The organism is Lacrimispora sp. (assembly GCF_047605665.1).
Classification (GTDB): domain Bacteria; phylum Bacillota; class Clostridia; order Lachnospirales; family Lachnospiraceae; genus Lacrimispora.
Map to the genome: position 1 here is coordinate 19,617 of NZ_JASGFH010000006.1, position 26,197 is coordinate 45,813.

Here is a 26,197-nt window from a genome sequence, read left to right on the forward strand (position 1 = left end):
GTTCTATAGGGCGGGACGCCCTCATGAATAATTTGGCAGTATTTTCGCCAAATTATGAATGGCACTGCTTCCTGTTATAAATGCCCCTACAACTTGGAAAGCCATAAGTCTGTCAGGGAATGCTTCACATTCCCCTTATACCCTGTCACGGTTTCTGCCATGGCAAGAGAATTGAGAACCGCTTCCTCCGTGGCCTCTGCTGCGGCCTGAAAGGCCGTTTCCAGAGAGCTTTCCTTGAGCACCCGGAGAGTCAGCAGTTCTTTTTCTGTTTCCTCCGGTATCCGGTTTGCCGTGGTAAAGCCGATGACAATATCACCGCTTCCATGGCCCAGGAAAGACCCTGTTCTGGAAAGACCCACTCCGGCCCTCTTTAATATCCTCTTTAGCTGCCTGTCAGAAACAGGCAGGTCTGTCGCCACAATGACCATAATGGAACCCCTGTCCAGGATAGCAGGCTCTGTCAGGGAGACGATTTCCTTTCCCACCGGCCTTCCATCGATTATGAGATTTTCCGTACTTCCGAAATTGGACTGAACCAGCACTCCAAGTGTATAAGTTTCTTCCCCGATTTCAAAGCTTCTGGAGGCAGAGCCGATTCCTCCCTTTAAACCAAAACAGACCGTGCCGCAGCCCGCACCTACGGCCCCTTCTTGAAAGTCCTTTTCCGCCGCCTTAACAGCACGCTTCACTTCCTCTGTTCCCACAGGCCTGTCCTGGATTCGGTTTAAAACAGAGTCATTGCACTCTCCCACCACCGGATTGACGGAGGTGACCTCCGCCCCTTCTCTGGCGCATTCTTCTATCATCAAATCCACCAGGGCATCGTGAACCTTACCCACATTCAAAGTATTGGTCAGGGCGATGGGCGTTTCCAGAGTTCCCAGCTCTTCGATCTGAACAAGTCCCTGACTCTTTCCAAATCCGTTTAGAACAACGGCTGCTGCCGTCAGCTTCGTTAAAAAAGGGTTGTCCCTACACGGAAGAATGACCGTCACCCCTGTTTTGTAATGTTCCGTGTCCAAAGTTTCATGCCCTACCAAAACACCCTCCACATCCGTAATTTTATTGAGAGGCCCCGGCGCCATATCTCCTATTTTAATGCCGTATTCCCGAATTCTTTTCATGATGTTTTCCTTTCTTTTTCTTTTTGATGTTGTAGGTCAGGCCAAACCTTGCTATAATAAAAATGTGTTAAATAACATTTTTTACCGTTTTCCCAAAGGAGGCTATTGATATGAAGGTTCAAAACATTACAGATGTAGAGAAGTTCTTTAAAGTCATTGAGCAGTGCAAAGGGACCGTTGAACTGGTTTCCACCGAGGGAGACCGCATCAATTTAAAGTCCAAGCTCAGCCAGTATCTCTCCATGGCTACCATTTTCTCCAACGGCATCATCAACGAGCTGGAGCTGGTTGCCCATGAACCGGAAGACATGGAACGTTTGATCAAGTACATGTATCAGGGTGAATAATGGCAAAGAGGACATTCTGAAGTTGAGTCTGATTTCAGAATGTCCTTTGTATTTACGGCTGTTTGACAGCCTTTTGTCTCTTCTGCTTCCTTCTGTTTTCCAGTCTCTTATTCACAACCTCCCGAAGCACCGCATACAGTACGGAACAGAGGGGGATGAATACCAGCATGCCCACAATTCCCAGGGCGCTGCCTCCTATGGTCACAGCCACCAAAACCCAGATAGAGGGAAGGCCTACCGAATTCCCGACCACGTGGGGATAAATTAAATTTCCTTCAATCTGCTGGAGCACCAGGAATATAATAAGGAATATAAGGGCATCAAGAGGCTTTACCATCAGCATCAAAAATGCTCCGATAGCCAGACCGATAAATGCTCCAAACATGGGGATCAGCGCAGTAAAAGCGATCAACACCCCGATGAGCAGGGCATAGGGCAGGCGGAATATTGACAAAGCCACAAAAAACATGGTTCCAAGGATCACTGCCTCCAGGCACTGGCCTGCAAGGAAATTGGAAAAAGTGTCATTGGTCAGCTTTAAAAGCTCCAGGGTCCGCTCCATAACCTCCTCCGGAAGAAAAGCCGCCATCAGCTTCTTGATCTGATGTGATAAGGTTTCCTTCTGAAGAAGAATATAAATGGCAAAAACAAGCCCGATTCCAAAAGTGGTCACGCCGCTGATGATGGACATGGCGGCTGATAAGGTAGAGGATAAGACTGACCCTGCACCGGTGGTGACAAAGCCCACCACCCTTTCCAGAAAGGACTTCCAGTCCACCTGGATGGTGTTGATATAATTGCCGATCTCCGGATTGGAGGCAAACATCTTCTCCGCCTCCTCCCTGACTCCTGCCAGAAAGGCCGGAATGCTGTTTTGCAGGCTTAAAACCGTATGGAAAAGCTCAGGCATTACCACAAAGGTGACTAAAAGCAGAATCCCGATCACCAGAATCAGGGTCAGGCAAAGGCTTAAGGGCCTGCGCAGCCTGCTGTCTTCCTTTAATGGAAGCATCTTTTCTATCCATTTCATAGGAACATTTAAAATAAAGGCCATAACGCCCCCTACGAGAAAAGGAGTGATGAGCCCAAACAGCCTCACACCGAGAGCCAGCACCCGGCTGTAGTTCCAGCCGATCACCACCGCTGCCACAGCAAATACGATGAGGCCCCTTATTTTTTTAATTGTACTGTCATTTAATTCCATTCTTGTCTCCTTTTATACTCCATTACGGATAAAACCGGTCCGATTTTCCCTTTTTCTTTCATTATACACAACTTCCGGATAAGTTCAATCACATGATTTCTAAAATTTTAGAAAAATGTGGAAACAGTGGCAAGCCAATATTCATACACTTACAGTGTAAACAATTTAATTGGAGGAACCAATATGAGTGATCTGGCAGCAACTAACTGTGGATGCGGATGTGACAGTGGAGGATGCGGCAACAGCGGATGCGGCGGAAATTTAATCTGGCTGATCCTGATCCTTTGCTTCTGTGGCGGCGGCAATGGCTTTGGCGGTAGTTGTAACAGCGGATGCGGCGGAAATGATGGCGGCAGTTGGATTTGGATCATCATTCTTCTGTTCTGCTGCGGTGGCCTTGGCAGTGGCAATAATTGCGGAAATAACTTCTGCTGCTAAACAGAACATAAAACAACGCCCGGTCCTATTATTGGACCGGGCGTTGTTTTTTCCTCTTACCGGCTCTGGCCTTTATCCACTCCCTGCCTCGCAAGGGAACCCTGGCCATTTCCGCCTCTCGTATCCGGCTTTTTGTTCTGCTTTCTCTTCAAACATTCCTCGTCAATTTCGTATACTGCGTTTCCATCTATAATCAATCGGCTTCTCATATCTTAATCACTCTCCTGTAATACTAATATATGCAGATGCATATATTGTCAACAAGAAAAGTAAGGATGTCATGCTATGAACAATGAACAAAATCTCCAGGCAAATGACCTGGATTCCCTCATCGGCGACAACCATCTCCAGATGATGAAGGCCGCCCTGCCTTATATGAGTGTTCCCCAGCAGCGCTCTTTCTCCTTTTTCATCAAATTCAACGAGCTTCGCCGCACAATCAACTTATTTGAAGGCGGAGAAGTTGCTGCCATGGGACTCTCTGCCCCCACGGAAAGGGAGCAGTCTGACTTTCCCATTGACATGCTGAACACCATCAAGCCCTTTGGAAGCCCGTCAGAACAGGACCTCATCGATCTCATGATCAATTTCATGCAGGGATTTAAGCTGGCAGGCGCTTTCTCCGATGCTGTCCCAGGCTCCACCATTCCCGTCCAGGCCCAGTCAGACGGACAAAACAGGTCTCAGAACCACCAGCGCCAGAACAACAATCCCTTTGGGCGGCTGTCCTTAGATCAGATCAAGAACTTCATGCCCCCGGAACAGCAGTCCCGTTTTGAGACCATGCAGCTTATGATGTCTGCCATGCAGCAGATGAGCTAAAAGGTTTTCCCTTCCCCATTTACATATCCGCAAAGAAAGGACGTATTAAACCCATGAATGCCAACTGGAAACAGGACCCCAGATTAAAAAAAATGAATCCTCAGAAGATTTCCCTTTTGACTGAATTCGCAAAGCGGGTGGAATCCGCTCCCAAGGACCAGCTCCTCCCGACCCTTCTCAGCTTAAATGCCGAAGCCAGCAAAAAGGGCATTCAGTTCAACGACGAGGAAACAGATCTTCTCATGTCCATCATGAGCGCCAACATGAATGAAAACGAAAAGAAGCGCATGGAAACGCTCCGCCTTCTTTCCCGAAATCTCTCCAGGCGGGGAAATAAATAAAAAAAGGCCATTGGAACCGTTTTATCTCCGGTTCCAATGGCCCTTTTTATTCCTGCACGGCGCTCATAAGCGCCTGTTTCTTAAATTATTCTGCTTCTGCATCATCTACCGGAACGATCATGTTCAGGAAGAAGGATACCAGGAAGGACAGAACGATTGGAGAAGCTCCGATGATATTCTGAATATCCTGTGATGCAAACTGAAGAGATCTGGATGCTGTGGTAATACCTACACCAAGTGCAAGGGAGATACCAACGATCATTCTGTTACGGTAGTTCATAGGCTGTTCTGTGATCAGCTGAATACCGGACATGGTGATAGCAGCGAATACTGTAACGGTAGCTCCTCCCAAAACTGGGTAAGGAATAGTTGTCATAACAGCTCCGAACTTAGGACAAAGACCTGCCACGATCATGATACATCCTACGATCAGGAATACTCTCTTTGCAACAACCTTTGTAGTTACGATAATACCTACGTTCTGGCTGTATGGGTCAGTTGGAAGACCGCCAACAACAGCTCCCAGCATACCGCAGATACCCTGGCCCATGATAGCTCCGCCGATTTCCCTGTCAGTAGCTTCTCTGTTAAAGCCGCCGATTGCAGTGGAGGAAACGTCACCAATGGTCTGTACTGCCTGTACAACGTACATAATGATCATTGCCATAATTGCTGAAGGATGGAATTCCAGACCCCAGTGAACAAAGCTTGGAAGTGCAACCCAGCCAGCGTTCTTAACACCTTCAAAGTTTACCATACCGCCAAATGCGATGGAAATGATGTAGCCTACTGCAATTCCGATTAACATACCGGATACTTTTATGTATCCTTTTCCAAATAAGTTACATGCAAGAGTAACTGCAAGAGTAATTACTGCAATAAGCCAGTATTTAGGCTCACCAAAGTTATCAGCCTTGGCATTTCCGCCAGCCATGTAGTTGATTGCGGTTCCGTATAGGGACAAACCAATACTCAGAACCACTGTACCGCTTACGATTGGTGGGAAGAACTTACGGATCTTACCCATAGCCAGACCAATGAAGATAGAAGCAAATGCTCCCACAAGCTGTGCTCCAAAGATGGCGCGGATACCGTAACTCATACCGATAGCTGTTAAAATAGGCATGTAAGCGAAAGCAACACCCATAACGTTAGGAAGTCCCATACCAAATCCCATAATCGGGAACAACTGAATCAAGGTAGTGATACCTCCAATGATCATAGCTGCCTGGGTTAAGAGAATCATCTCTTCCGGGGGAAGCTTTAAAAGATTGGCAATTAACATTGGTGGAGTGATGTTTCCTACCAGCATGGCCAGTACATGCTGCATGGCCTGGGGTGTCGCCGCTCCCCAGCTCGGTTTTCCGTCCAGTTGGAACAGTGACGCATCTGTACCCTTTACTGACTTAGCACTCATAATTTTTCTTTCCTTTCCTGTTCTTTAATAGAATGTTGATTTGAATATAAAAATTTTTCATGCTCCAATCCTCTCGTCGCTACTCACTACGCTCTTTTTGAAGACATACGTATATAATACAACATATTTGTTAAATTGTATAGTCTTTTTTTAATTTTTACAAATGCTTATTCTATTTTTACCACATTTTTTCCTGATGCGCTCGTATTTCCCTGTGACTCCGCACATAAAAAAGCGGCCCTGACCGGGCTTAAATACCCGATTAAGGCCACTTTTTACCGCCTGATTGTTATGAGTTTTTTACCAAATCTAAAAATTTTTTAGGTAAAAGTTTGTTAAAACTTACTCCCTGTTATTTACACACAATATTGACAATTCTGCCGGGAACGTAAATTTCTTTTACAATCGTCCCTGTCATCTTATCCTGAATCAGGGCTTTTCCTGCCTCAATAGCATCTTCCTTTGACACATCTGCCGGAAGCTTTACCACTGCCCTGGTCTTTCCGTTTACCTGGACTGCGATTTCCACTTCGTCATCCTTCATGGCCTCTTCGTCGCAAACAGGCCACTGGACATGGAATACAGAACCGCTGCCGCCAAGCTGCTGCCATAACTCTTCTCCGATATGAGGGGCAAACGGAGCCAGAAGAATCACAAACGTCTTTAAAGTCTCCTTATCGATGCCGCCTGCTCTCTTTGCCAGGTCGATCAGTTTGTTGTTATACTCCATAAATCCGGAAATAACCGTATTTAAGTTAAACTGGTTAAAGCGCTGGTCAATATCAAAAATCAGCTTGTTGCGGATGCGAAGCATTTCCTTATCAGGCTCAATGTCCTTTCCGCAGCTCTCTGTGGCCAGATTCCAGAAACGGCCAAGGAAACGGCTGACGCCTTCAATTCCCCTGTCATCCCACTCTGCATCTAACTCCGGCGGTCCTACGAAAAGCTCATACATACGGAGGGAATCACAGCCGTAATCCCGCACCAGCTCATCAGGGGAAACCACATTTCCCTTGGACTTGCTCATCTTGATGCCGTTCTTTCCGGTGATCATACCCTGGTTAAACAGTCTGGTAAAGGGCTCGTCAAAGTCCACAACGCCGATGTCATGCAGGAACTTGGTGTAAAAACGGGAATACAGAAGGTGAAGAACCGCATGCTCCACGCCGCCGATATACATATCTACAGGAAGATACTTGTCAGCCTTTTCCCTGGATACCAGTTCCTTGTCATTGTGGCTGTCCACATAGCGAAGGAAGTACCAGGAAGAACCGGCCCACTGAGGCATGGTGTTGGTCTCTCTCTTTGCAGCAGCGCCGCACACCGGGCAGGTGGTATTGACCCACTCCTCAATATCTGCCAGCGGAGATTCTCCTGTGCCTGTCGGCTGGTAGCTCTCTACCTCAGGCAGAGTGAGAGGAAGCTGATCCTCCGGAACGGGAACATTTCCGCAGTGAGGACAGTGAATGATGGGAATCGGCTCACCCCAGTAACGCTGTCTGGAGAACACCCAGTCACGCAGTTTGAAGTTGACGGTCTTCTTTCCAAGGCCTCTCTCTTCGATCATGGCAGGAGCTTCTTTTTTCAAAACAGCAGACTCCATACCGTTCCACTCACCGGAATTGATCATGATTCCGCTGGCATCGGTATAAGCCTCAGTCATATCTTCAATTTCTTTTCCATCCTTTGAAATAACCTGGACAATGGGGATGTTGAATTTCTTTGCGAACTCAAAGTCCCTGTCATCATGGGCAGGAACACACATGATGGCTCCTGTTCCGTAATCGGCAAGAACGTAGTCAGAAAGCCAGATAGGGGCCTTTTCTCCGCTTAAAGGATTGATGGCATAGCTTCCTGTAAATACGCCTGTTTTTTCCTTATCCTGAAGACGGTCCACGTTGGATTTCATGGAAGCGTCGTAAATATACTTTTCAACAGCTTCTTTATTCTCAGGTGTGGCAAGTCCTGCTGCAAGAGCGTGTTCCGGTGCCAGAACCATAAAGGTTGCACCGAATAAGGTGTCAGGCCTTGTGGTGTAAACCGTAATGGCCTCTTCTCTTCCGTCTACCTTAAAGTCCACCTCAGCTCCGTAGGATTTTCCAATCCACTCGGACTGCATCTTTTTAACCTTTTCCGGCCAGTCCAGCTTGTCAAGGTCATTTAATAAACGGTCAGCATAAGCTGTGATCTTTAACATCCACTGTCTTAAGTTCTTCTTTGTAACCGCAGTTCCACAGCGCTCGCAGCTTCCGTTTACTACCTCTTCGTTTGCCAGTCCTGTTTTACAGGAAGGGCACCAGTTGATAGGGAATTCCTTCTCATAGGCCAGTCCATTTTTAAACATCTGCACAAAAATCCACTGCGTCCATTTGTAAAAGCCCGGATCTGTGGTGTTGACTTCCATGTCCCAGTCATAAATAGCTGCGATCTCATGAATCTGACGCTTGATGTTAGCCACATTTTCTGCTGTGGACTTGGCCGGGTGAACGCCCATCTTGATGGCGTAATTCTCTGCCGGAAGTCCGAAAGCATCCCAGCCCATGGGATGAATCACGTAATTTCCCTTTAAAATCTGATACCGGCTCCAGACGTCGGAGATAACGTAACCTCTCCAGTGTCCCACGTGAAGACCGCTTCCTGACGGGTATGGGAACATGTCCAGACAGTAATACTTCGGTTTTGTTCCGTCGTCCACATTGATGGGATTCTTTTCCCAGTTCTCACGCCATTTCTTTTCAATGGAACTGTGATTGTATGATGCTGCCATAATAAAAATTTCCTCCTTCTGCAAAGGGTTTTCCCCTGTTTCAAATGCTGCGGATAAAACAAAAAGCGTCTCAAGCCATCACCAAGGGACAGCATAGAGACGCAGGATATACCGCGTGGTACCACTCTATTTCATACAATGTGTATGCTCTCGCTGGATATGCCAAAAAATGACAAATCCGCCCGCTGTAACGGCCGGGGCGCCGGCGGTGCCTACCCAGAAAGTGATCTTTCCTTCAGCATGCTACTCAAAGGCGAGTTCAGCCATCCTCTACAACCGGCTTTCACCAGCCGCCGGCTCTCTGCATGTTTCAGAACGCTTACTATTCCTCTTCAACGTATTTTTGCTAAATCCAAATGTAACATAATTGGCGAAAAGTGTCAACTGCATTTTACGAAATCTCCGAAATAAGGAAAGCCGCCGCTGCTGTCAGGAAAAATATCGCCATTCCCAGATTTAAAAACATGACACGAAAGCCGCCCCTTCCCCATATTTCCTTTATTCCGGGCTCAAAATGAAGCTTTTTCCGGCTGGTTAAGAACACGACCAGCCCCACCGCCGCTCCTCCCAGGATGAACAGGGAGTAAATGGCTGAAATCCACAAGGAACCCACCGCATGAAGGGCCACAAAAGAACCCATGAAATTGATCACCATATGAAACAGGATGGTATACCGAAGCTTTCCTGTCCTGATGTAAATATACCCAAAAACCAGCCCGATTCCAAAGGCATAAAAGAACTGGTAAAAATTCCCATGGCTCAGCCCGAAGATAAAACTCGACACCAGAATGGCCGCCTTATCCCCATACTGACGGATTCTGCCGATGAGCACCTTCCGGTAAAGAATTTCCTCAAACACGGGAGCCATGACCACCATGGTGGCAATAATGGACCAGCCGCTTAAATTTTCCAGAACCGCGGAAAGGGGATTGATCATAGGTTTGCCTGTAATGGCAGAAACCATACTCATCAGCCCCAGACTGATCAGGTTTCCGAAAAATAAAGCGCTGATACAGACAAAAAAACCGGCTGTCAGCATTTTAGCCCCGGCTTTTTCCTCTTGCGGTTCCTTAAAAACCGGCATATCCCTTACAACCAGGTAGGTGAGCCCTCCGCCCAGGCAGTAAACAGCCAGGGAAGAGGCAGGCACATACCAGTCCTTAAAGCTTATATCTATCCCAAAACGAAACAGCACTGCTGTCAATATGCTCATCTGAACCTGAAGGGCAAACGTCACAAGCAAAAAGATTGCATACCCGCCTCCGATTCTTGAAAATGTTTTCCACCCTTCTCTTCTGTCATCCACGATATTACCTCCTGTTTCTGACAGTTTAGCATAATTCAGATAAAAGCGCAATTCCCGGCGGGACAAGGGATGAGAAGAACAAAAGCCCGCCAACCGGATTTTACACCAGATGGCAGGCTTTCCTGTTTATTGACTGATTCCTTACACTTCTTCTCTGTCAACCTTGGAAGCTCTCTCTTCCACTTCCTTCTTCTGGACATCACCAGGAGCCAGCTCGTAGCGGCTGAATTCATATTCGTAAACGCCCATACCGCCGGTCATGGAGCGCAGGTCCGTATTATAGCCGAACAGCTCAGACATTGGCACGTCCGCTTCGATCACCTGTTTTCCGAAGTGATTGGAATTCATACCCAGAACGCGGCCTCTTCTGCGGTTTAAATCTCCCATAATATCGCCGGTGAATTTATCCGGCACAGTGACCTTTAAGGAAGCAATGGGCTCTAAGAGAACCGGGTTTGCATCCATAAAGCCCTTTTTAAAGGCCATGGTAGCTGCCATCTTAAATGCCAATTCAGAAGAGTCTACCGGATGGTAAGAACCGTCTGTCAAAGTGGCTTTTATGCCCACTACCGGATAAGCGGCCAAAGGTCCCTTTAAAACGCACTCTGCAATTCCCTTTTCAACTGCCGGGAAATAGTTTCTCGGAACAGCTCCGCCAAAAACATTTTCCTCAAAGACATAAGGAGTTTCCAGATCACCGGAGGGCTCAAAGGTCATCTTTACATCGCCGTACTGTCCGTGTCCGCCGGACTGCTTCTTATACTTGCCCTGAACCTCCACTTTCTTGCGGATGGTTTCCCGGAAAGCGAATTTAGGCTTGCTCAGTTCAACGTCTACTTTGTAGCGGTTTAACAGCTTGCTCACCACAACTTCCAACTGCTGGTCACCGATGGCGTATACGAGGGACTGACGGTTTTCGGAATCATTGAGGGTCTTTAAGGTTAAATCCTCTTCCATCAGCTTGGAAAGAGCATTGGAAACCTTGTCATCGTCGCCTTTTGTCTTGGTCTTATAGCGCATATATGTGTATGGAGTCGATATTTCCGGTTTATGGTATACGATGGGAGCGGAACGCATGGCAATGGTGTCCCCTGTCTGGGTCACATTCAGCTTGGATACGGCTCCGATGTCTCCGGCCTTTAATTCCGGAACTTCAATGACATCTTTTCCTCTTAACAGATAAACCTTTCCTACCTTCTCCTCAGTGTCCTTATTCACATTATAAATAGAGGAATCGGGTTTTAAAACACCGGTACAGATCTTCATCAGAGAATACTTTCCGATGAACGGGTCCACAACGGTCTTAAATACACGGGCAGATAAGGATACCTGATCGTTGTATTTGGCTGTAAAGCGCTCGCCTGTGGAAACATCCACGCCGATGCACTCATAGTGGTCAGGTGCCGGGAAATAAATGTCAATGGCCTGAAGCACCATCTTGGCGCCCTGGGCGTTTATTCCGGAACCCAGCATAACGGGAACAATATTTCCTTCTGTCACGTGTTCTCTAAGAGCAGCAGAAACCTCTTCCACTGTAAATTCATCTCCTGAGAAATAACGCTCCATATATTCTTCACTGGTCTCTGCCACTGCTTCCATAAGAGCTTCCCTGGCAATTCCTAAGTTTTTCTGGCTGTATTCAGGAATCTCGCATACTTCATAATCACTGTTGGTGGTGAAGCGCCTGCCTGCCATCTTTACCACATTGACAAAACCTACGAACTTTTCATTCTCACGAATGGGGAGGTGGAACGGCGCAATCTTTCTTCCGAATTCTTTTTCCAGCTTAAGCAGCAACTCACGGTAGCTTGCATGGTCGTCGTCCATATTTGTTACAAAGAAAAGTCTGGGCAGCCTGTACTTTTCGCAAAGCTCCCAAGCCTTATAAGTACCGACTTCAATTCCTGCCTTACAGTTTACTACGATTACTGCTGCATCCGCAACGCTGATGGCCTCTTCGACTTCTCCAACAAAATCAAAGTATCCGGGGGTATCCAGCAGATTGATTTTAATAGGACCTTCTTCTCCTTGAAACTCCAAGGGAATCAGGGAAGTGGAGATAGAGAACTGTCTCTTGATCTCTTCTTTGTCATAATCGCTGATGGTATTGCCATCGGTAACTTTTCCCATTCTGCTGATGGCTCCGGTCACTAATGCCATGGCCTCAGCCAGGGTAGTTTTACCGGCGCCTCCGTGCCCAAGTAAGGCAACGTTACGGATTTGTTTGGTTCCATACACGTTCATAAACATTCCTCCTGTTCGGTATTTAAGTCTATGAGGATATTTTACTAAAAATGTCTTATAATTGCAAGCAAAAGGTGCAATTTGCACAAACATTTTTCACATATTTTTCATGGTCACAGGCTTTATCGTGATAAAACGGGAATTCTCCTTTATAAAAAGCGGCTATGCGCTTTTCGTTGTCCAGAAATAGCGCATAGCCGCCTGTTAATAGATTAAAGATTTTCGTTATAGAAAGCTGTCAGCTTTTCCACTGCCCTGCGGACCGGTTCCGGCTGGTCGTATAAATCGTAGTGGCTCACGCCTTCCAAAACCAGAATGTCCTTTTTCTCAGAAGCTGCCTTCTCATAAAGCTCATGTCCATCCTTATAAGAACCGAAAGCTCCCTGCTTGTCGCCCACAATGATCTGCAAAGGCTGGGTCAGAAGCTTGTCAGCCAAATGGAAGGCGTCAAAAGCCATCATATGAGCGATGCTGATGAAATTCAGCTTGTTGGGGGAGTTGACGCACTGTCCTCTTGGGGTTGTATAATAGTCAACTGCTTCCACGATGTCGATGTCAGTAATGCCTGCCTGTTTCCTCTCCTCATCGTTTCTGGGAATCCAGTTTACGATCATGGCCTCTGCGCCCCGTGCCTCTGCCGTGCGCTGGCCTCCAACGGCTTCCAGAGTCTTCACAGCATCTCCTTCACGCTGTATGCGCCCGATATTAGCGCCTACAACCGTTCCTACTGCCTTGATCCTGCGTTCGGTCATAGCAGCATTGGCAGCGTATCCGCCGCCTGCGCAGACACCAAGAACACCGATCCGGTTCTCATCCACACAGTCAAGGGTGGTTAAGTAATCCACTGCGGAGCGGATATCCTCCACTCTTGCGGCAGGGTCTTCAATATAGCGGGGCTCTCCCTCGCTCTCTCCCTGATAAGAGGCATCAAATGCAATGGTTATAAAACCCTGTTCCGCCATCTTTTCCGCATAAATACCGGCTGTCTGCTCCTTACAGCTGCTTCCGGGATGGGCGCAGACAAGAGCCGGATATTTTTTACTCTCATCCATATCAGCCGGGAAACGGAGAACTCCTGCCACCTTTAATCCACGTGCATCAAACTTCACATCTTTTTTTGTAATTGCCATATTATTACCGCCTTTCTCATTTTCAAATAATACACTTGCGTGTTTTATTACTCTTGTGTATACTTATAATAAATGATGAGTGAGCACATTTCAATTACCACATTTCTGATTGTGTTGATAAATATACACAAATCAAAATTTGTGTATTAAAAAGGAGTTATTATGATGGAATCTAAAATTGACAAGAGAATTATAAAATCCCAGGCAGCCATTCAATCCACATTTTTAGAGATGCTGGCAGACAGGGGATTTGATGAGATTACGGTAAAGGACATCGCTGATAAAGCCAATATCAGCCGAAAAACCTTTTATCTTCACTATGTAGATAAGTATGACTTAATGGACCGGATCGTAGACCAGCGTTTAATGGATTTAAAGGATATCTGCGAATTAAAAAAGGATATGAAGTTTGTAGAGGGTACGGTCATCTGGTTCCAGTACTTTGAAAGGCACCAGGCTTTCTTTTCAGCCCTGTTTATGAGCCAGAGCACCACCTTATTCCGGAAGCGGCTGTTAGACTTTATGGCCGACCAGTTGATTCCCAAAATCAAAAAAGACAATGGCGGGGATTATGACCTGATACTGAAGAAGTTTTTAAGCATGGCCGTATTGGGCATCCTGGAGTCTTATTTCTTAAATGAGTTAGGGGATGATTTAGAGCAGGTGGCAAAACGGGTGGGAAGGCTGGTGGAACAAAATCTTCTGATGAACGCCCAGGAAATGCCTGCTGACCGGAATGAAATGAAAAAGGCCGCTGCTGCCAAAGAAGAGGAAAACACGGCAGAAGTTTTCAAGCTCCGCGCTTAAAACGTTGTGATTTACGTTAAAGTGTCAAAGTTTAACGTGCAAAAGCGTTGACAAGTACCCTTCCATCTATTACAATGAGGTTTATATATTTGCAAAAGAGAGGGAAAACACATGATCATTATTATGAAACCTAACGCTTCCAATGAAGCTGTTGGTAAAATAAAGAACTTAATCGAATCAAACGGCCTTCAGGTTCATTTATCAGAAGGAACGGAAGTTACCATCGTAGGCGTGGTAGGTGATAAGACGAAGCTGCAGGGCGCAAACATCGAGCTGATGGAGGGCGTTGACAAGATTGTTGCAGTCACGGAAACCTATAAGCTGGTGAACAAGAAATTTCACCCCGATGACACGGTAATCTCCATCGGAAATGCCAAAATCGGCCCAGGACATCTGACCATGATGGCCGGCCCATGTGCCATTGAAAATCACGACATGCTTATGGAAACCGCTTTTGCCGTAAAGAAAGCCGGTGCTCAGTTCCTGCGGGGCGGCGCTTACAAGCCAAGGACTTCTCCTTACGCATTTCAGGGCCTGGAGGAAGAGGGCTTAAAATTCATGCAGGAAGCCAGGGAAGCCACAGGCCTTAACATTGTATGTGAGGTCACCAGCTTAAAGTCCCTTGAAACTGCCGTTAAATACGTGGATATGATTCAGATCGGCGCCCGCAACATGCAGAACTTTGAGCTTTTAAAGGAAACCGGAAAAGCAGGCGTTCCTGTTCTCTTAAAGAGAGGTCTTTCCGCCACCATCGACGAATGGCTCAATTCAGCCGAATACATCGCCTCTGAGGGCAACACCAACATCGTTCTCTGTGAACGCGGTATCCGCACATACGAAACAGCTACCAGAAACACGCTGGACATCAGCGCAGTTCCTGTCATCCGCGCCAAGAGCCACCTTCCGGTCATCATCGACCCAAGCCACGCCACCGGAGTGAGGGCTTATATTGAACCCATTTCCAAGGCAGCCATAGCAGTAGGCGCTGACGGACTGATCGTGGAAGTTCACCCATGCCCTTCCTGTGCCTTGTCTGACGGCCCCCAGTCCCTGACCTTTGAGCAGTTTGACAGTCTGGTGGAAGAATTAAAGCCTTACGCCAGGCTTGCAGGGAGGACGCTGGATGAATGATAAGGAAAGCGCCGTAATTGCCTTTATCGGGCTTGGTCTCATTGGCGGCTCCATTGCCAGAGGGATCAAGCGGGAAAAACGGGATACAAAAATCATGGCCTACATGCGGAGCCGTTCCAGGCTCTTAAAGGCCCAGGAAGACGGAATTGTGGATGTGATTTTAGACGGAATCGGGGAAGAACTGCGGGAATGCGACCTGATCTTTCTCTGCACTCCCGTGGAATACAACGCAAAATATCTTTCTGATATAAAACCCTTTTTAAAGCCGGGTGCCATCATCACCGATGTAGGCAGCACAAAAACCGATATCCATGAGGAAGTCATCCGGCTTGGCATGGAAGGCTGCTTTGTCGGCGGCCATCCCATGGCTGGATCGGAAAAAACCGGATACGAAAATTCCACAGACCATCTGCTTGAAAACGCTTACTACATCATCACTCCCACTTCCTCTTCCACAGAGGAACAGGTGGAGCGGCTGGTGCAGATCGCCGAAATGATCGGCTCTCTCCCCCTTGTTCTGGACTACCATGAACACGACTTCGTCACCGCTGCCATCAGCCATCTTCCCCACATCGTAGCTTCCAGCCTCGTCAATCTGGTGAAGGATTCAGACAACGAAGATGGACTGATGAAACGGCTGGCAGCAGGAGGTTTTAAGGATATTACAAGGATCGCCTCCTCTTCACCGGAAATGTGGGAGCAGATCTGCATGACCAACAGCAGTAATCTGGCCGTGATCCTGGATCGGTACATCACCTCTTTAAGCCAGGTTCTGGCTGAGTTAAATGCAAAGGACAACAAATACATTTACCGGCTCTTTGAAACCTCCAGGGACTACCGCGACTCTTTCTCGGAAAAAGTGGCAGGCCCCATTGCGCCGGATTACTCTTTCACTGTGGATATGGCTGACGAGGTCGGCGCCATCTCCACTCTGGCCGTCATCCTGGCTGCAAAGGGAATCAGCATTAAAAACATCGGCATCAACCACAACCGGGAACATGGGGAAGGCACCCTGCGGATCGCATTTTATGACAGGGATACCATGGACAGGGCCTGGGAAGTGCTGGAGCGGTATCATTACGATTTAATTTCTAACTAAGAGAGGAACCTTATGAAATTCACAAAATCCTCCCCATTAAAGGGTGAGATAACCATACCCGGCGACAAGTCCATCTCCCACCGCAGCGTGATGTTCGGCGCCATCGCAAAGGGAACCACGGAAATCAGCCATTTCCTCCAGGGAGCTGACTGCCTTTCCACCATCTCCTGCTTTCAGAAAATGGGAATTGAGATAGAAAACAGCAACGACACCGTCATTGTCCACGGCAAAGGGCTTCGGGGACTGAAAAGACCGGACTCCATCCTGGATTGCGGAAACAGCGGAACCACCACCCGCCTGATTTCCGGCCTTTTAGCTGCCCAGGACTTTGACGTGACCTTAACCGGTGACGAATCCATTCAGAAACGTCCCATGAAGCGCATTATGGAGCCCTTATCCATGATGGGAGCCGATATAAGAAGCTTAAAAGACAATGGCTGCGCTCCCCTTTCCATAACAGGGAAAAAGCTTCACAGCATCCACTACACCAGCCCGGTGGCCTCGGCCCAGGTGAAATCCTGTATTCTCTTAGCGGGATTGTATGCAGAAGGTGAGACAAAGGTGACAGAGCCTTACGTGTCCAGAAACCACTCTGAAATCATGCTGAAATACTTTGGAGCCAGTGTGAGAACAGAGGGAACCACTGCCTGTATCACTCCTGCGCAGGAGCTTTACGGAAACAGGATTGTGGTTCCGGGAGATATTTCCTCCGCGGCTTTCTTTCTTGCAGCAGGACTTATGGTTCCAGGCTCGGAAATTCTGGTGAAAAATGTGGGCATCAATCCTACCCGCGACGGAATCATTCACGTTTGCAGGGATATGGGAGCTGATATCACCTTATTGGGAGTGAATACGGATTCAGGAGAGCCCACTGCCGACATTCTGGTGAAATCCGGCCCTCTTCACGGCATTACCATCGGCGGGGCCATTATTCCCACTCTCATTGACGAACTTCCCATGATCGCCGCCATGGCCTGCTTTGCAGAAGGAGAAACGGTGATTAAGGATGCAGCGGAATTAAAGGTGAAGGAATCCAACCGCATTGATATTATGGTAAGAAACTTATCCGCCATGGGAGCCGATGTTGTGGAAACAGAGGACGGTATGATCATTAAGGGCGGCAAGCCTCTTCACGGCGCTGTCATTGACAGCAGGCTGGACCACCGGATTGCCATGACCTTTGCAGTGACCGGGCTGTGCGCAGAAGGGGAAACCGAGATTCTGGGAGCGGAATGTGTCAATGTTTCTTATCCTGGATTTTATGAGGATTTGAAGAAGCTGAGTCTATAATTGGAAAAAGAAACAGAATAAGAAACGGCACCGTGATCTCGGAACACAAAAACAGACTGTGTTTAACGATCAGGGTGCCGTTTCCCTTTTTATTTCATAGATAATGTGGAGAGAATTATCTTTCTATTCTGCTATGTCACATCTCAATAACCGGTATATTTAACAGCTTACAGACTTCAATCATGGAATCTGCCACATCATCCCATACAACGCTGTAATGGTGGGGAATTCCTTCTTCCATAATGCGCTCCACAATTTTTCTTACAGGCTGATCAACTTTAATGTTAGCCATAACACCCTTTGTATAGCGGTCTCTGTCAATTGCAGTTCCCCTCAAAAGGAAGAGTTTATAAGAATCGTCGATATTGCAGAATCTTGCTATGGTCACTTTTCCTTCTTTCAGAGCCCCATAAAACGCTGTTCCCTGTCCTGCAAGAGGATGATTATTGATGGTGTATTCATGCTTCGCGTTTTTTAAAGAGGGCGCCGCATTTCCGCAGTGCCAGAAAGTCATCACATTTTCTTCTTCATCGATATTGATCATATCGGTAATAAAGGTGGGAAGTCCGGTGAGATAATTCTGCACAATCTGGGCAAGCTCCGCATCGATATCACCTTCGCAGCCTATGCTCATGCCTTCGTCTGCCAATCTGCCCAATACGGCGCACGGTGTAGTATGCAGATTTCCCATTTCGGGCCAGCATTTGATCGTGGCAAAATCATAGGACTGTCTTTTCATAAGCTCTTTTAAAGCGAGATACAATTTGGAATGATTCTCTAAATGCCCCTCCGGGAGCCTGCTCACATCGTATTCATTTTCCACGTTTTTCATATCTGCTTCATACGCATCTTTGGATATACGGTCCATCTCATCAAATACTGCTTTTAAATCCGTCTCTTCCATTCTGATTCCGAAGGTTCTGCGGATTAAGCTTTCGCTGAAGCTGGAATTATAAAAGGCCGTAGGACGATAGCCAAACAATCCCAATACCGTACCTTTTAACTTCTTTAATACGCTATAGGCAGTTATCAGATTTATAACTCTTGAAGCAGTTTCCGCTTCTTCCTTATCACCATAAATGGAATAGCATTTGCTGCCCAGTTTTTTCAGTGATGCCGAGTTCATGGTAATTGCCACCAGAGCATTGGCATACAATCTGTCATTTTTATCAAAAGCGGGCTCATGGGGCGCCCAGAGAATAATCGGCACCTCCAGGTTTTCTGCAAGGCAGGTCGGTATGTCGTCTCCGGTAAATGCCCCGTAAACCATAACAATAATATCGACTGCTTCTGCTTTAAACTGCTGTGAAATCTCATCAACTGCTTTCGATGAATCCCCCAAAGCTTTCGCCTTAATGAGATTTACGCCGGGCAGATTTTCCTCCAGCCATTCCCCATACTCTTTCATTCTCTTTTCCGGAAGCTCTCTGGGCCATCTGCCTGAAAGCGTTGTTATAAATCCTACATTGAGTTGTTTCTTCATAAGAGTCCCTCTTTTCCATTTACAAATCTGTTTTTATGTAGTTCTGATCAGTCTCATCCATTACTATTAAGCCTTTCCCTCTGAGCCCGCCAAACGGATAATAGCCTTTACATCTTCCGTCAATTTATCGTTGGCATATTGGGACAGCTTCCAGGAGTGTCCCTGGTGATCCAGATTTTTGAGTCCGTCAGCATAGTGTTCCACATACCGATACCGTATTTCCGTGCCGAAATTAATTTTAGCCACTCCCAGTTTGATCGCTTCTTTGATAATGCTCTCTGACATGCCGGTGCATCCGTGAAGTACCAGCGGTATATCTGTGAACTCTCTCACGGCTTTTAAAATATCGAGTTTGATATCCGGTTTGCCCCTATAATAGCCATGGGCATTTCCAATTCCAATTGCCAGGGTGTCAGGCTTGCATAGGGAGAGATACCTTCTGACTTCTTCCGGATCAGCCACATTTTTATTTTCCACTGCATTTCCTTCGCCGTCCAGCCGGGCGAGTTCTCCAATCTCCGCTTCCACAATAACGCCGTATTTTCCGGCTTCTGCAATCACTCTGTTTGTGAGCTCCACATTTTCTTCGATAGGTCTTGTGGAACCGTCAATCATGACAGAGGTAAAACCCAGCTCCAGTGCTTCTTTGCATATTTCATAGCTGTCTCCATGGTCTAAATGAATGGATACAGGCACCGACACTTTGCCGGCACACCATTTTGCCACTTCTACAAACCAGTCATTTCCCGAATATGCACCGGTAGATACGTAATGAGCTAATATAATAGGAGATTTCAGTTCTTCTGCTGCCCGGCAAATGGCCCATATGATATCATAATTTCCACCCTGTGTATTGATTGCGGGAATAGCATATCCATTCCGGCTTGCACATTCCAGATTTTCTTTATTGGTTACTAACATCTCTTTTTCCTTCTTTCCTATTCAATATTCTGCCCTATCTTACTCATCCTTTTACTGCCCCCTGTACCAACCCTTTTACAAGATGCTTTTGAAAGAAAAAGAATAGAAGTAACATTGGAATAATGCCAATCACTGAAATCGTATTAACGAGCGACCAGTCGTAAGACAATTCTCCTAAATACCGCACGGAAACGCCTGCTGAAAGAGTCCGGAGTGAATCCGTCTGGATCAGTGTGGTTGCATGCAGATAATCATCCCAGGTCATTAATAATGAATAAATGCCAACGGCAACAATGCCCGGCTTTATTAACGGTATGATGACGGAAAATAAGATTTTAAGCCTGCCGGCTCCGTCAATAAAAGCGGCCTCTTCCAGGACTCTCGGTATGCTGTCAAAAAAGCTGGCCATCAGCATGGTAGTAAACGGGATCATTGCCGCCGTTAATGCCATAATCAATCCCTGTCTCGTATTGATCAAGTGCATCTTTCCCATAAGCCCGTACAGGGAAATCATACGGCTTACCACCGGAAACATCTGGGCCGAAGTAAAAGCGGCTATGATCCACTTATTCCATTTAAAATGAAACCTTGACAAGGCATATCCGGATATAATCGCCATGCATGTCGTCAATACGGCGCAGGAACCTGATACAATAAAATTATTGATGTAATAGCGGAAGAAATATTGATCCTCTGTAAACAGCTTGATATATGCAGCGGCTGTGGGCAATTTCGGGAAAAACGTAGGAGGGAATTTATATGCCTCCATATTCTCTTTAAATGATGTCATCAAAACCCAATATAAAGGGAATAACAGAAATAATAAAATAAGTGCAATGACTGTATAGCGAATGACGGAAAACATGATCTGCTTCTTCTTCATATCTATTATCCCCTCCTATTCCATGTCAGTTTCTTTAAATACAGTATTAAATAGTATGACCACCAAAATCATCAGCAGCATCCATATGGTTGTAACTGCAGCTCCTGATCCAAGATTGTTGGATACGAATGCTTCCCTGTAGCTTAAAATCGCCAATGTGCTGGTTGCGTTATCAGGACCTCCGCCTGTCATCGTCCAGATCAGAGGAAACTGTTTAAAGTTTTCTATAATTGACATTGATGTTGTAACTTTAATGATGCTTTTCATATACGGTATTGTGATGTGAAAAAAGCGGTTTACGGAATTGGCCCCGTCTACGGTAGCTGCTTCCAGGGTTTCTTCCGGCACATTGGCAAGTCCTGATACCAGCAGCAATGCCGTGAGAGGAATCTGTTTCCACAAAGCGGCAATTGCGATTCCCCAAAGAGCTGTTGCCGGATTATTTAACATTGCAAAGTCTGTTATCTTGCCAAAGCTGAATATTCTCACCACATATTTCAACAGCCCATACTGAGGCTGATATATCCACATCCATATGAGACCGGATATAATGGTCGGTACAATCCAGGGCGCCATCATAATACTTCTGATAAACCTGGCCCCTCTTAAATTGGAATTTAACACTAAGGCCATGGCCATGCCGAGAATGAACTGGGCCAGTACCACCCCGCCGACAAATATGAATGTGGTTTCTATTGACGATAACAGTTTGCTGTTGGAAAAGAGCTTCATATAGTTGGCAAACTCATTCCATTTTCCCGGCGTTCCGGCAATAATATTTTTAATTCTGTAATCCTGGAAGCTTCTTACAACAGAATCCAAAACCGGGACTAAAATAAACATAACTGTAACTATGATAGACGGAGTCAGTAATGCCAGAGCAAACAGCCTATCTCTTGTGATCCTTTTCATGAATGGTGTACCTCTTTTCCACTAAATCTGAAAGCATTCCCTGAAACATATTCCAAAACCTGTCAATGATTTAGTTTGGCAGAGGATTTTGTTCCTCTGCCAAATAATAGTTCCTAATTACTCAATATACCCTCTGCTGCTGTTTTAAAATCACTAATGGCCTGGTCTACATCTTTATCATTAACCGTAACTGCCTGTGCCAATGCGGCTAATTCCAGGTTGAAATCATTGATAGCAGGAACATTGGTTGCGCTTCTTGCCGTATCGAGAGACTTAACAGCGCCTGCTAAAACAGGTGACTCAGTAATTCCCGGAATTTCGCTCAACGCCATCATGGAAGGATATCCAGGAGCAACATTCTGCAAATAAGGAATCAGAACATCTTCTGTGAGTAAGTACTGGATGAATAATTTGGTCGCTTCTACCTGAGCTTCCCCGTTATTGCCCATCATAAGAGTATGAGCCTGGATCAGGCTTTCTCCTGTTCCTTCTCCGCCGGCTAAAGGAGCTGCGGATGCAACAAAATCAATGGCCTCAGGATTGATGCTGCGAACGCCGTTAAATCCCCAGGACTGGTCATAGTACATTGCAAGCTGGCCTAATGCGAATAAGTTTCTCAAATCTTTTAATTTACTCACCTGAGGATTATAGCCCTTATCATCTATGTCCTTTAAGAATTCAAAGGTCTGCTTAAATCCGGGATTGTCAATGTCTAACTGTCCGTCATCGGTTAATGTGTAGCCGCCAAATCCGTATATTAAAGAAGTGAGACATGATCCGGATACGGCTACGGATGCGGTTGTCATTCCAAATGGATATACGGCATTGCCGTCTGCGGTCTTTAATTCAGCTAATTTAGGTGCGATTTCCAGCATTTCGTCTATGGTTGTGGGAGGATTTTCAGGGTCTAATCCGGCCTGCTCAAACAGAGCCTTGTTATACAGCATAATGAAAGGAGATGCGTACATCGGTATTCCGTGAGGAACTCCGTCAACCTTCATGGCATCCATCATGGATGGATATATCTGTGATAAATACTCTGCCGGAAATGCTTCTGTAACAGGCATTAAAATTCCTGCATCCGCCAGGGTTGAAATCCAGGAAGCTTCACCGAGAACTAAATCCACCTTTTCTCCGCCTCCGACCCAGGTAACAACCTGAGTTAACATCTGGCCATACTCAGCCGTCATGAACTCAACTGTAATATCAGGATATTTTTCTTCAAAGCCCTTTTTTGCATCATTCCAGAACTTATCATAGCCAGCTTCCAAAACTGCATAGTTTGCAAATTTAATTGTGACCGGTTCTTTAAACTCGTAGTTCTCACTTGTTTTGGTTGTTTCCGCTTGTGCTGCCTGTGTTGCTGCCTCTGTCTGAGGTGTGTCTTTTTTGGTTTCTTCTTTTGCGGAACCCCCACACGCTCCCAAAGATACGGTTAATACAAAGGTTAACAATAGTGCCAATACTTTTTTCATTTTACTCATTCTCGTCTTCTCCTTTTAAAAATTTTATTAAGCTCCCTATAGCCCCATTCAAGCTCCCGGCACCTTCTCCGAACCAAGAAAACGAATGTTTTTATAAGGTTAACTTTCATTTAAAACGGTAAAGCATTAATGAAAAGAATCTCTTGGAAATAAGGTTGTGTTTAAACCGGGAAATCTGGATATATTCCGGTGAGAATTGATTTTTTCTCCGGCTGACAGTTTATTTCCATCTACCATATGAGGGGAAGTTTTTTTCATGTTCTCTATCATGTTCCCCTTAAGCTTTTCCTTAACGGAGTTATATTCCGGCAAAGCCGCCAGATTATGCTGCTCTAATGGGTCACTTTTTAAATCAAATAACAGTTCCTCTCCTCCATACCAGGTCCACATGTATTTAAATTGTTTATCCATGAAGGCAAAATATTTGTCTTCACAATTTCCATAAAAATCTTTTTCACTTTCATCTTCTATATAATGAAGCAAATCATTTCCATCCAGGTCCTCAGGAGAATTAATTTTGCAGATAGATAAGACCGTAGGCATGATATCCGCTAAAGTGGTCAATTTATCGCACTGCAATCCGGCATATCTGGCGTCAGAGCTTCCAAATGCAGCAGGCGGCTTGATTAACAGGGGAATGTGGGAGGAACCTTCTAAAAAGTTGGTTTTTGCACACATATTGTGATCTCCCAATAAGTCCCCATGGTCTGAGGTGAATATGATCCAGGTGTTTTCCAGCAGATTTAATTCACGCATTCTTGCAAACAGCAGGCCTAAGTTATAATCAATCTGGGAAATGCATGCATAATACGCTCTCTTAATCTGCTTTTTCTGGGCTTTTGACATGCGCCATACGTTATTCAGTTGAAAAGTCGGTTTATAAAATCCCAGGGGTGCCGTATCCATATCAGCGGACCAGTCTCCCATGACAGGGTCCTGCATTTCAATTCCGTTGTATATCTCCCAAAAAGACAAATTAGGATCAAGGGGAGAATGGGGTTTTGTGAAGCTGGTCCATAAAAAGAAAGGTCTGGTAGGGTCTCTGTTTTCTATAAAATCCATGGACTTATCCACCGTCCAATGAGTCAGCGAGTCCGCTTCATTTTGGGTATTGATAAAGGGCTCCACTTCATTTTCACCGACTCCATGGTGCCGTGTGGAATATTTCCCGTATTTTCTCATCTCATTAAAATAATCCATGGGTAAGTCCGCATGTTCGATCCCGTAAGTGGCTCTCATAGGGAAAAAATGCAGTTTCCCCTCAGCTCTTGTCTGGTATCCGTTTTCCGTCAGCAATTTGGGAAACGTCACATGGTCCCGCATGGGTAAACAATCATTGTTATTTCCTGTCAACCCGTGTGTATAAGCTTCCTTGCCGGTCATAATGGTAGCTCTTGCAGGCATGCACACAGGACATGCGGAATAACATCTGTTAAAGGTTATTCCCTCATCCGCCAGCCAATTGAGATGGGGCGTAAATATTTCTTTATTGCCTAACGCATGAATGGTGTCAAATCTTTGCTGGTCCGTGGTAATAAGCAGTATATTGGGTCTTTCCATGTTTTTCTCCTTTTGATTTCCATCATCCCGATCCATGTCAACACGTGTGTATATCGCAGTCAAAATCCTGTTGTGTCATCAACAGGCATGAGTAATATTCATTTCATTTCAAGTGCTCTCTCTTAAAATGAGATTCGTTTTAAAAGATGCTTTTAAATCCTCTTCTCTTCCATCAATAATCCTTTGGAGCATATCGATTGCCGCATGGCTTATCTCTTCCTGCTGCATCTCCATGGTGGTCAGTTTGGGACTGCAAAATCTGCTGATTGAAGAATTGTCATATCCTATGACAGATACGTCTTCCGGAACTCTTAAATTCATTCTTTTCACTGCGGACATGGCCACACAGGCCAGCATATCGTTTCTGCCGAATATGCCGTCTACTTTCAGTCCATCCTGGATTCTTTTTATGATCTCCGCTTCCACTTCTTCCTCTGAATAACAGCCTGCTATAATCTGCTTCTCCGTAAACTCCAGTTCACTTTCACGCATCTGATCAACAAAGCCGCTGAGCCTTAAATCATCCATGGTGCTTTTCGTTCCCTTTGAACTGATTCTGTCAATATATAAAATATGCTTTCTGCCTTTTGCCGCCAGATGCTTCACACATTCCCGTGCACCGCTGTACAGCCCGGAATTAATAATCCCCACATTCTTGGGTATATTGTGATATCTCCGGTTCATAAAGAGGACTAACGGAATATTGGCATCGATGAACTGCTGCACGTATTCATCGGGAAAACTGGTAGAGCTTATGATAATGCCGTCATACTGCCGGCTGATTACCTGGGAAACAAACTCCTGTGAATTCCGGTTGGCACACAGGGATATCAAATACCCGTGGTTGTAGGCAAACTTATCCATATTGCTGACAATACGGCTGAAATATTCATTGGTTATCTGATCCGCGATAAAGATAATCTGGTTGCTCTGCTTGCCTTTTAAAGTCCTGGCCACATTATTGGGACGGTAATTCAGCTCCCTGATGGCAGACTCCACACGCTCTCTTTTGTCTCTGCTCACATATCTGTTATTATTAATCACATAAGATACGATCGTTTCGCTGACATTCGCATGCTTTGCAACATCAGCTCTTGTCACCCGCTTATTATTGATCATTATGTGCAATTCCCCCTCGTATCAACACGTATGTATACTATATTTTTCATTATAACACGTTGCTTTCATTTGTCAATATATTATTGCTATTGATAATAATTTTATTTTTTCATGAGTTTTCAAGGTATTTTTGTGCATTATTACATTTCCTTCAATGTATATCCCCTCTGTCCTGATACGTACTTGCCCAAGGCAGAATTACCGGGGCCCGATGCTCCGTATATGGGAATCGCACGTTTATCCATATTTTCCCACTTGAAAATTCCACTCCGTTAAGCTGCAAAAAAATTTAAAAAATAAAAAAATTTTACTGGATTAAATTTGACTTTATGATAAAATGAAATAGCTGACAAATTTCACAAATGCAC

Annotated in this window: 23 protein-coding genes and 1 other annotated feature; of the genes, 8 read left to right on the top strand and 15 right to left on the bottom strand. The window is 45.7% G+C overall.

Features of this window, described 5'->3' with window-relative positions; genetic code table 11:
* Nucleotides 1-86: 86 nt before the first annotated feature.
* The gene (locus tag QM657_RS06095) at nucleotides 87-1,124 is read right to left on the bottom strand and encodes a P1 family peptidase (RefSeq protein ID WP_415065695.1); all 1,038 of its coding nucleotides are present in this window, start codon (nucleotides 1,122-1,124) and stop codon (nucleotides 87-89) included.
* Between the two features lie 110 nt (nucleotides 1,125-1,234).
* On the opposite strand from QM657_RS06095, the gene QM657_RS06100 reads away from it, so the two are divergent.
* Nucleotides 1,235-1,471, top strand: a complete 237-nt coding sequence (locus tag QM657_RS06100; RefSeq protein ID WP_158379126.1) for a polya polymerase — start codon at nucleotides 1,235-1,237, stop codon at nucleotides 1,469-1,471.
* A 52-nt stretch (nucleotides 1,472-1,523) separates the two neighbouring features.
* Here QM657_RS06100 and QM657_RS06105 read toward each other — a convergent pair whose 3' ends face one another.
* Nucleotides 1,524-2,675: an AI-2E family transporter gene (locus QM657_RS06105; protein ID WP_415065696.1), complete on the bottom strand. Its 1,152-nt coding sequence runs from the start codon at nucleotides 2,673-2,675 to the stop codon at nucleotides 1,524-1,526.
* Nucleotides 2,676-2,858: 183 nt separating this feature from the next.
* Here QM657_RS06105 and QM657_RS06110 point away from each other — a divergent pair, with 183 nt between their 5' ends.
* A complete protein-coding gene (locus tag QM657_RS06110; RefSeq protein WP_415065697.1) occupies nucleotides 2,859-3,113 on the top strand; it encodes a chorion class high-cysteine HCB protein 13 in 255 nt (84 codons plus the stop codon).
* Nucleotides 3,114-3,169: 56 nt separating this feature from the next.
* On the opposite strand, the gene QM657_RS06115 is transcribed toward QM657_RS06110, so the two are convergent.
* On the bottom strand, nucleotides 3,170-3,322 hold the full coding sequence (locus QM657_RS06115) for a hypothetical protein (protein WP_415065698.1): 153 nt from the start codon (nucleotides 3,320-3,322) through the stop codon (nucleotides 3,170-3,172).
* Between the two features lie 76 nt (nucleotides 3,323-3,398).
* On the opposite strand from QM657_RS06115, the gene QM657_RS06120 reads away from it, so the two are divergent.
* Nucleotides 3,399-3,935: a hypothetical protein gene (locus QM657_RS06120; protein WP_415065699.1), complete on the top strand. Its 537-nt coding sequence runs from the start codon at nucleotides 3,399-3,401 to the stop codon at nucleotides 3,933-3,935.
* 53 nt (nucleotides 3,936-3,988) lie between these two features.
* On the top strand, nucleotides 3,989-4,276 hold the full coding sequence (locus QM657_RS06125; protein ID WP_415065700.1) for a hypothetical protein: 288 nt from the start codon (nucleotides 3,989-3,991) through the stop codon (nucleotides 4,274-4,276).
* An 85-nt stretch (nucleotides 4,277-4,361) separates the two neighbouring features.
* On the opposite strand, the gene QM657_RS06130 is transcribed toward QM657_RS06125, so the two are convergent.
* The 5 genes from QM657_RS06130 to QM657_RS06150 all read right to left on the bottom strand — a co-directional run bounded on the left by QM657_RS06130 (nucleotide 4,362) and on the right by QM657_RS06150 (nucleotide 13,140).
* The gene (locus QM657_RS06130) at nucleotides 4,362-5,693 is read right to left on the bottom strand and encodes a uracil-xanthine permease family protein (protein ID WP_415065701.1); all 1,332 of its coding nucleotides are present in this window, start codon (nucleotides 5,691-5,693) and stop codon (nucleotides 4,362-4,364) included.
* A 352-nt stretch (nucleotides 5,694-6,045) separates the two neighbouring features.
* A complete protein-coding gene (gene leuS, locus QM657_RS06135; protein ID WP_415065702.1) occupies nucleotides 6,046-8,460 on the bottom strand; it encodes a leucine--tRNA ligase in 2,415 nt (804 codons plus the stop codon).
* A gap of 92 nt (nucleotides 8,461-8,552) precedes the next feature.
* Nucleotides 8,553-8,805 (bottom strand) — a binding site (T-box leader).
* A gap of 46 nt (nucleotides 8,806-8,851) precedes the next feature.
* Nucleotides 8,852-9,766, bottom strand: coding sequence for a type II CAAX prenyl endopeptidase Rce1 family protein (locus QM657_RS06140; protein ID WP_415065703.1), 915 nt, complete (start codon nucleotides 9,764-9,766; stop codon nucleotides 8,852-8,854).
* A gap of 141 nt (nucleotides 9,767-9,907) precedes the next feature.
* Nucleotides 9,908-12,010 (bottom strand): elongation factor G, encoded by a 2,103-nt coding sequence (locus QM657_RS06145; protein WP_415065704.1) that lies wholly within the window; start codon nucleotides 12,008-12,010, stop codon nucleotides 9,908-9,910.
* A gap of 212 nt (nucleotides 12,011-12,222) precedes the next feature.
* A complete protein-coding gene (locus QM657_RS06150) occupies nucleotides 12,223-13,140 on the bottom strand; it encodes an alpha/beta hydrolase (protein ID WP_415065705.1) in 918 nt (305 codons plus the stop codon).
* Nucleotides 13,141-13,302: 162 nt separating this feature from the next.
* On the opposite strand from QM657_RS06150, the gene QM657_RS06155 reads away from it, so the two are divergent.
* The 4 genes from QM657_RS06155 to aroA all read left to right on the top strand — a co-directional run bounded on the left by QM657_RS06155 (nucleotide 13,303) and on the right by aroA (nucleotide 17,467).
* Nucleotides 13,303-13,947 (top strand): TetR/AcrR family transcriptional regulator, encoded by a 645-nt coding sequence (locus QM657_RS06155; protein ID WP_415065706.1) that lies wholly within the window; start codon nucleotides 13,303-13,305, stop codon nucleotides 13,945-13,947.
* Nucleotides 13,948-14,058: 111 nt separating this feature from the next.
* A complete protein-coding gene (gene aroF, locus QM657_RS06160) occupies nucleotides 14,059-15,078 on the top strand; it encodes a 3-deoxy-7-phosphoheptulonate synthase (RefSeq protein ID WP_415065707.1) in 1,020 nt (339 codons plus the stop codon).
* The gene (locus QM657_RS06165) at nucleotides 15,071-16,177 is read left to right on the top strand and encodes a prephenate dehydrogenase/arogenate dehydrogenase family protein (protein WP_415065708.1); all 1,107 of its coding nucleotides are present in this window, start codon (nucleotides 15,071-15,073) and stop codon (nucleotides 16,175-16,177) included. Before aroF ends, QM657_RS06165 begins: the two co-directional genes overlap by 8 nt.
* A 12-nt stretch (nucleotides 16,178-16,189) precedes the next feature.
* On the top strand, nucleotides 16,190-17,467 hold the full coding sequence (gene aroA, locus QM657_RS06170; protein ID WP_415065709.1) for a 3-phosphoshikimate 1-carboxyvinyltransferase: 1,278 nt from the start codon (nucleotides 16,190-16,192) through the stop codon (nucleotides 17,465-17,467).
* 136 nt (nucleotides 17,468-17,603) lie between these two features.
* Here the strand turns inward: aroA and QM657_RS06175 are convergent, their stop codons facing one another.
* The 7 genes from QM657_RS06175 to QM657_RS06205 all read right to left on the bottom strand — a co-directional run bounded on the left by QM657_RS06175 (nucleotide 17,604) and on the right by QM657_RS06205 (nucleotide 25,829).
* Complete coding sequence (locus QM657_RS06175; RefSeq protein WP_415065710.1) at nucleotides 17,604-18,950, bottom strand: L-fucose/L-arabinose isomerase family protein; 1,347 nt, start codon at nucleotides 18,948-18,950, stop codon at nucleotides 17,604-17,606.
* Between the two features lie 66 nt (nucleotides 18,951-19,016).
* Nucleotides 19,017-19,871 carry a class II fructose-bisphosphate aldolase gene (locus QM657_RS06180; protein WP_415065711.1) on the bottom strand — a complete coding sequence of 285 codons (855 nt, stop codon included), beginning with the start codon at nucleotides 19,869-19,871 and terminating at the stop codon, nucleotides 19,017-19,019.
* Nucleotides 19,872-19,914: 43 nt separating this feature from the next.
* Entirely contained in the window at nucleotides 19,915-20,754 is an 840-nt protein-coding gene (locus QM657_RS06185) for a carbohydrate ABC transporter permease (protein WP_415065712.1), read from the bottom strand.
* Between the two features lie 15 nt (nucleotides 20,755-20,769).
* Nucleotides 20,770-21,666: a carbohydrate ABC transporter permease gene (locus tag QM657_RS06190; RefSeq protein WP_415065713.1), complete on the bottom strand. Its 897-nt coding sequence runs from the start codon at nucleotides 21,664-21,666 to the stop codon at nucleotides 20,770-20,772.
* A 113-nt stretch (nucleotides 21,667-21,779) separates the two neighbouring features.
* A complete protein-coding gene (locus QM657_RS06195) occupies nucleotides 21,780-23,150 on the bottom strand; it encodes an ABC transporter substrate-binding protein (protein WP_415065714.1) in 1,371 nt (456 codons plus the stop codon).
* Between the two features lie 126 nt (nucleotides 23,151-23,276).
* Nucleotides 23,277-24,710, bottom strand: a complete 1,434-nt coding sequence (locus QM657_RS06200) for a sulfatase-like hydrolase/transferase (RefSeq protein ID WP_415065715.1) — start codon at nucleotides 24,708-24,710, stop codon at nucleotides 23,277-23,279.
* Between the two features lie 108 nt (nucleotides 24,711-24,818).
* Nucleotides 24,819-25,829 carry a LacI family DNA-binding transcriptional regulator gene (locus QM657_RS06205; protein WP_415065716.1) on the bottom strand — a complete coding sequence of 337 codons (1,011 nt, stop codon included), beginning with the start codon at nucleotides 25,827-25,829 and terminating at the stop codon, nucleotides 24,819-24,821.
* Nucleotides 25,830-26,197 lie beyond the last annotated feature (368 nt).

Bases quoted from the DNA above. Each gene is read 5' to 3' on its own strand.
- QM657_RS06095 (WP_415065695.1), bottom strand. From the start codon at position 1,124: ATGAAAAGAATTCGGGAATACGGCATTAAAATAGGAGATATGGCGCCG.
- QM657_RS06100 (WP_158379126.1), top strand. From the start codon at position 1,235: ATGAAGGTTCAAAACATTACAGATGTAGAGAAGTTCTTTAAAGTCATT.
- QM657_RS06105 (WP_415065696.1), bottom strand. From the start codon at position 2,675: ATGGAATTAAATGACAGTACAATTAAAAAAATAAGGGGCCTCATCGTA.
- QM657_RS06110 (WP_415065697.1), top strand. From the start codon at position 2,859: ATGAGTGATCTGGCAGCAACTAACTGTGGATGCGGATGTGACAGTGGA.
- QM657_RS06115 (WP_415065698.1), bottom strand. From the start codon at position 3,322: ATGAGAAGCCGATTGATTATAGATGGAAACGCAGTATACGAAATTGAC.
- QM657_RS06120 (WP_415065699.1), top strand. From the start codon at position 3,399: ATGAACAATGAACAAAATCTCCAGGCAAATGACCTGGATTCCCTCATC.
- QM657_RS06125 (WP_415065700.1), top strand. From the start codon at position 3,989: ATGAATGCCAACTGGAAACAGGACCCCAGATTAAAAAAAATGAATCCT.
- QM657_RS06130 (WP_415065701.1), bottom strand. From the start codon at position 5,693: ATGAGTGCTAAGTCAGTAAAGGGTACAGATGCGTCACTGTTCCAACTG.
- leuS (WP_415065702.1), bottom strand. From the start codon at position 8,460: ATGGCAGCATCATACAATCACAGTTCCATTGAAAAGAAATGGCGTGAG.
- QM657_RS06145 (WP_415065704.1), bottom strand. From the start codon at position 12,010: ATGAACGTGTATGGAACCAAACAAATCCGTAACGTTGCCTTACTTGGG.
- QM657_RS06150 (WP_415065705.1), bottom strand. From the start codon at position 13,140: ATGGCAATTACAAAAAAAGATGTGAAGTTTGATGCACGTGGATTAAAG.
- QM657_RS06155 (WP_415065706.1), top strand. From the start codon at position 13,303: ATGATGGAATCTAAAATTGACAAGAGAATTATAAAATCCCAGGCAGCC.
- aroF (WP_415065707.1), top strand. From the start codon at position 14,059: ATGATCATTATTATGAAACCTAACGCTTCCAATGAAGCTGTTGGTAAA.
- QM657_RS06165 (WP_415065708.1), top strand. From the start codon at position 15,071: ATGAATGATAAGGAAAGCGCCGTAATTGCCTTTATCGGGCTTGGTCTC.
- aroA (WP_415065709.1), top strand. From the start codon at position 16,190: ATGAAATTCACAAAATCCTCCCCATTAAAGGGTGAGATAACCATACCC.
- QM657_RS06175 (WP_415065710.1), bottom strand. From the start codon at position 18,950: ATGAAGAAACAACTCAATGTAGGATTTATAACAACGCTTTCAGGCAGA.
- QM657_RS06180 (WP_415065711.1), bottom strand. From the start codon at position 19,871: ATGTTAGTAACCAATAAAGAAAATCTGGAATGTGCAAGCCGGAATGGA.
- QM657_RS06185 (WP_415065712.1), bottom strand. From the start codon at position 20,754: ATGAAGAAGAAGCAGATCATGTTTTCCGTCATTCGCTATACAGTCATT.
- QM657_RS06190 (WP_415065713.1), bottom strand. From the start codon at position 21,666: ATGAAAAGGATCACAAGAGATAGGCTGTTTGCTCTGGCATTACTGACT.
- QM657_RS06195 (WP_415065714.1), bottom strand. From the start codon at position 23,150: ATGAGTAAAATGAAAAAAGTATTGGCACTATTGTTAACCTTTGTATTA.
- QM657_RS06200 (WP_415065715.1), bottom strand. From the start codon at position 24,710: ATGGAAAGACCCAATATACTGCTTATTACCACGGACCAGCAAAGATTT.
- QM657_RS06205 (WP_415065716.1), bottom strand. From the start codon at position 25,829: ATGATCAATAATAAGCGGGTGACAAGAGCTGATGTTGCAAAGCATGCG.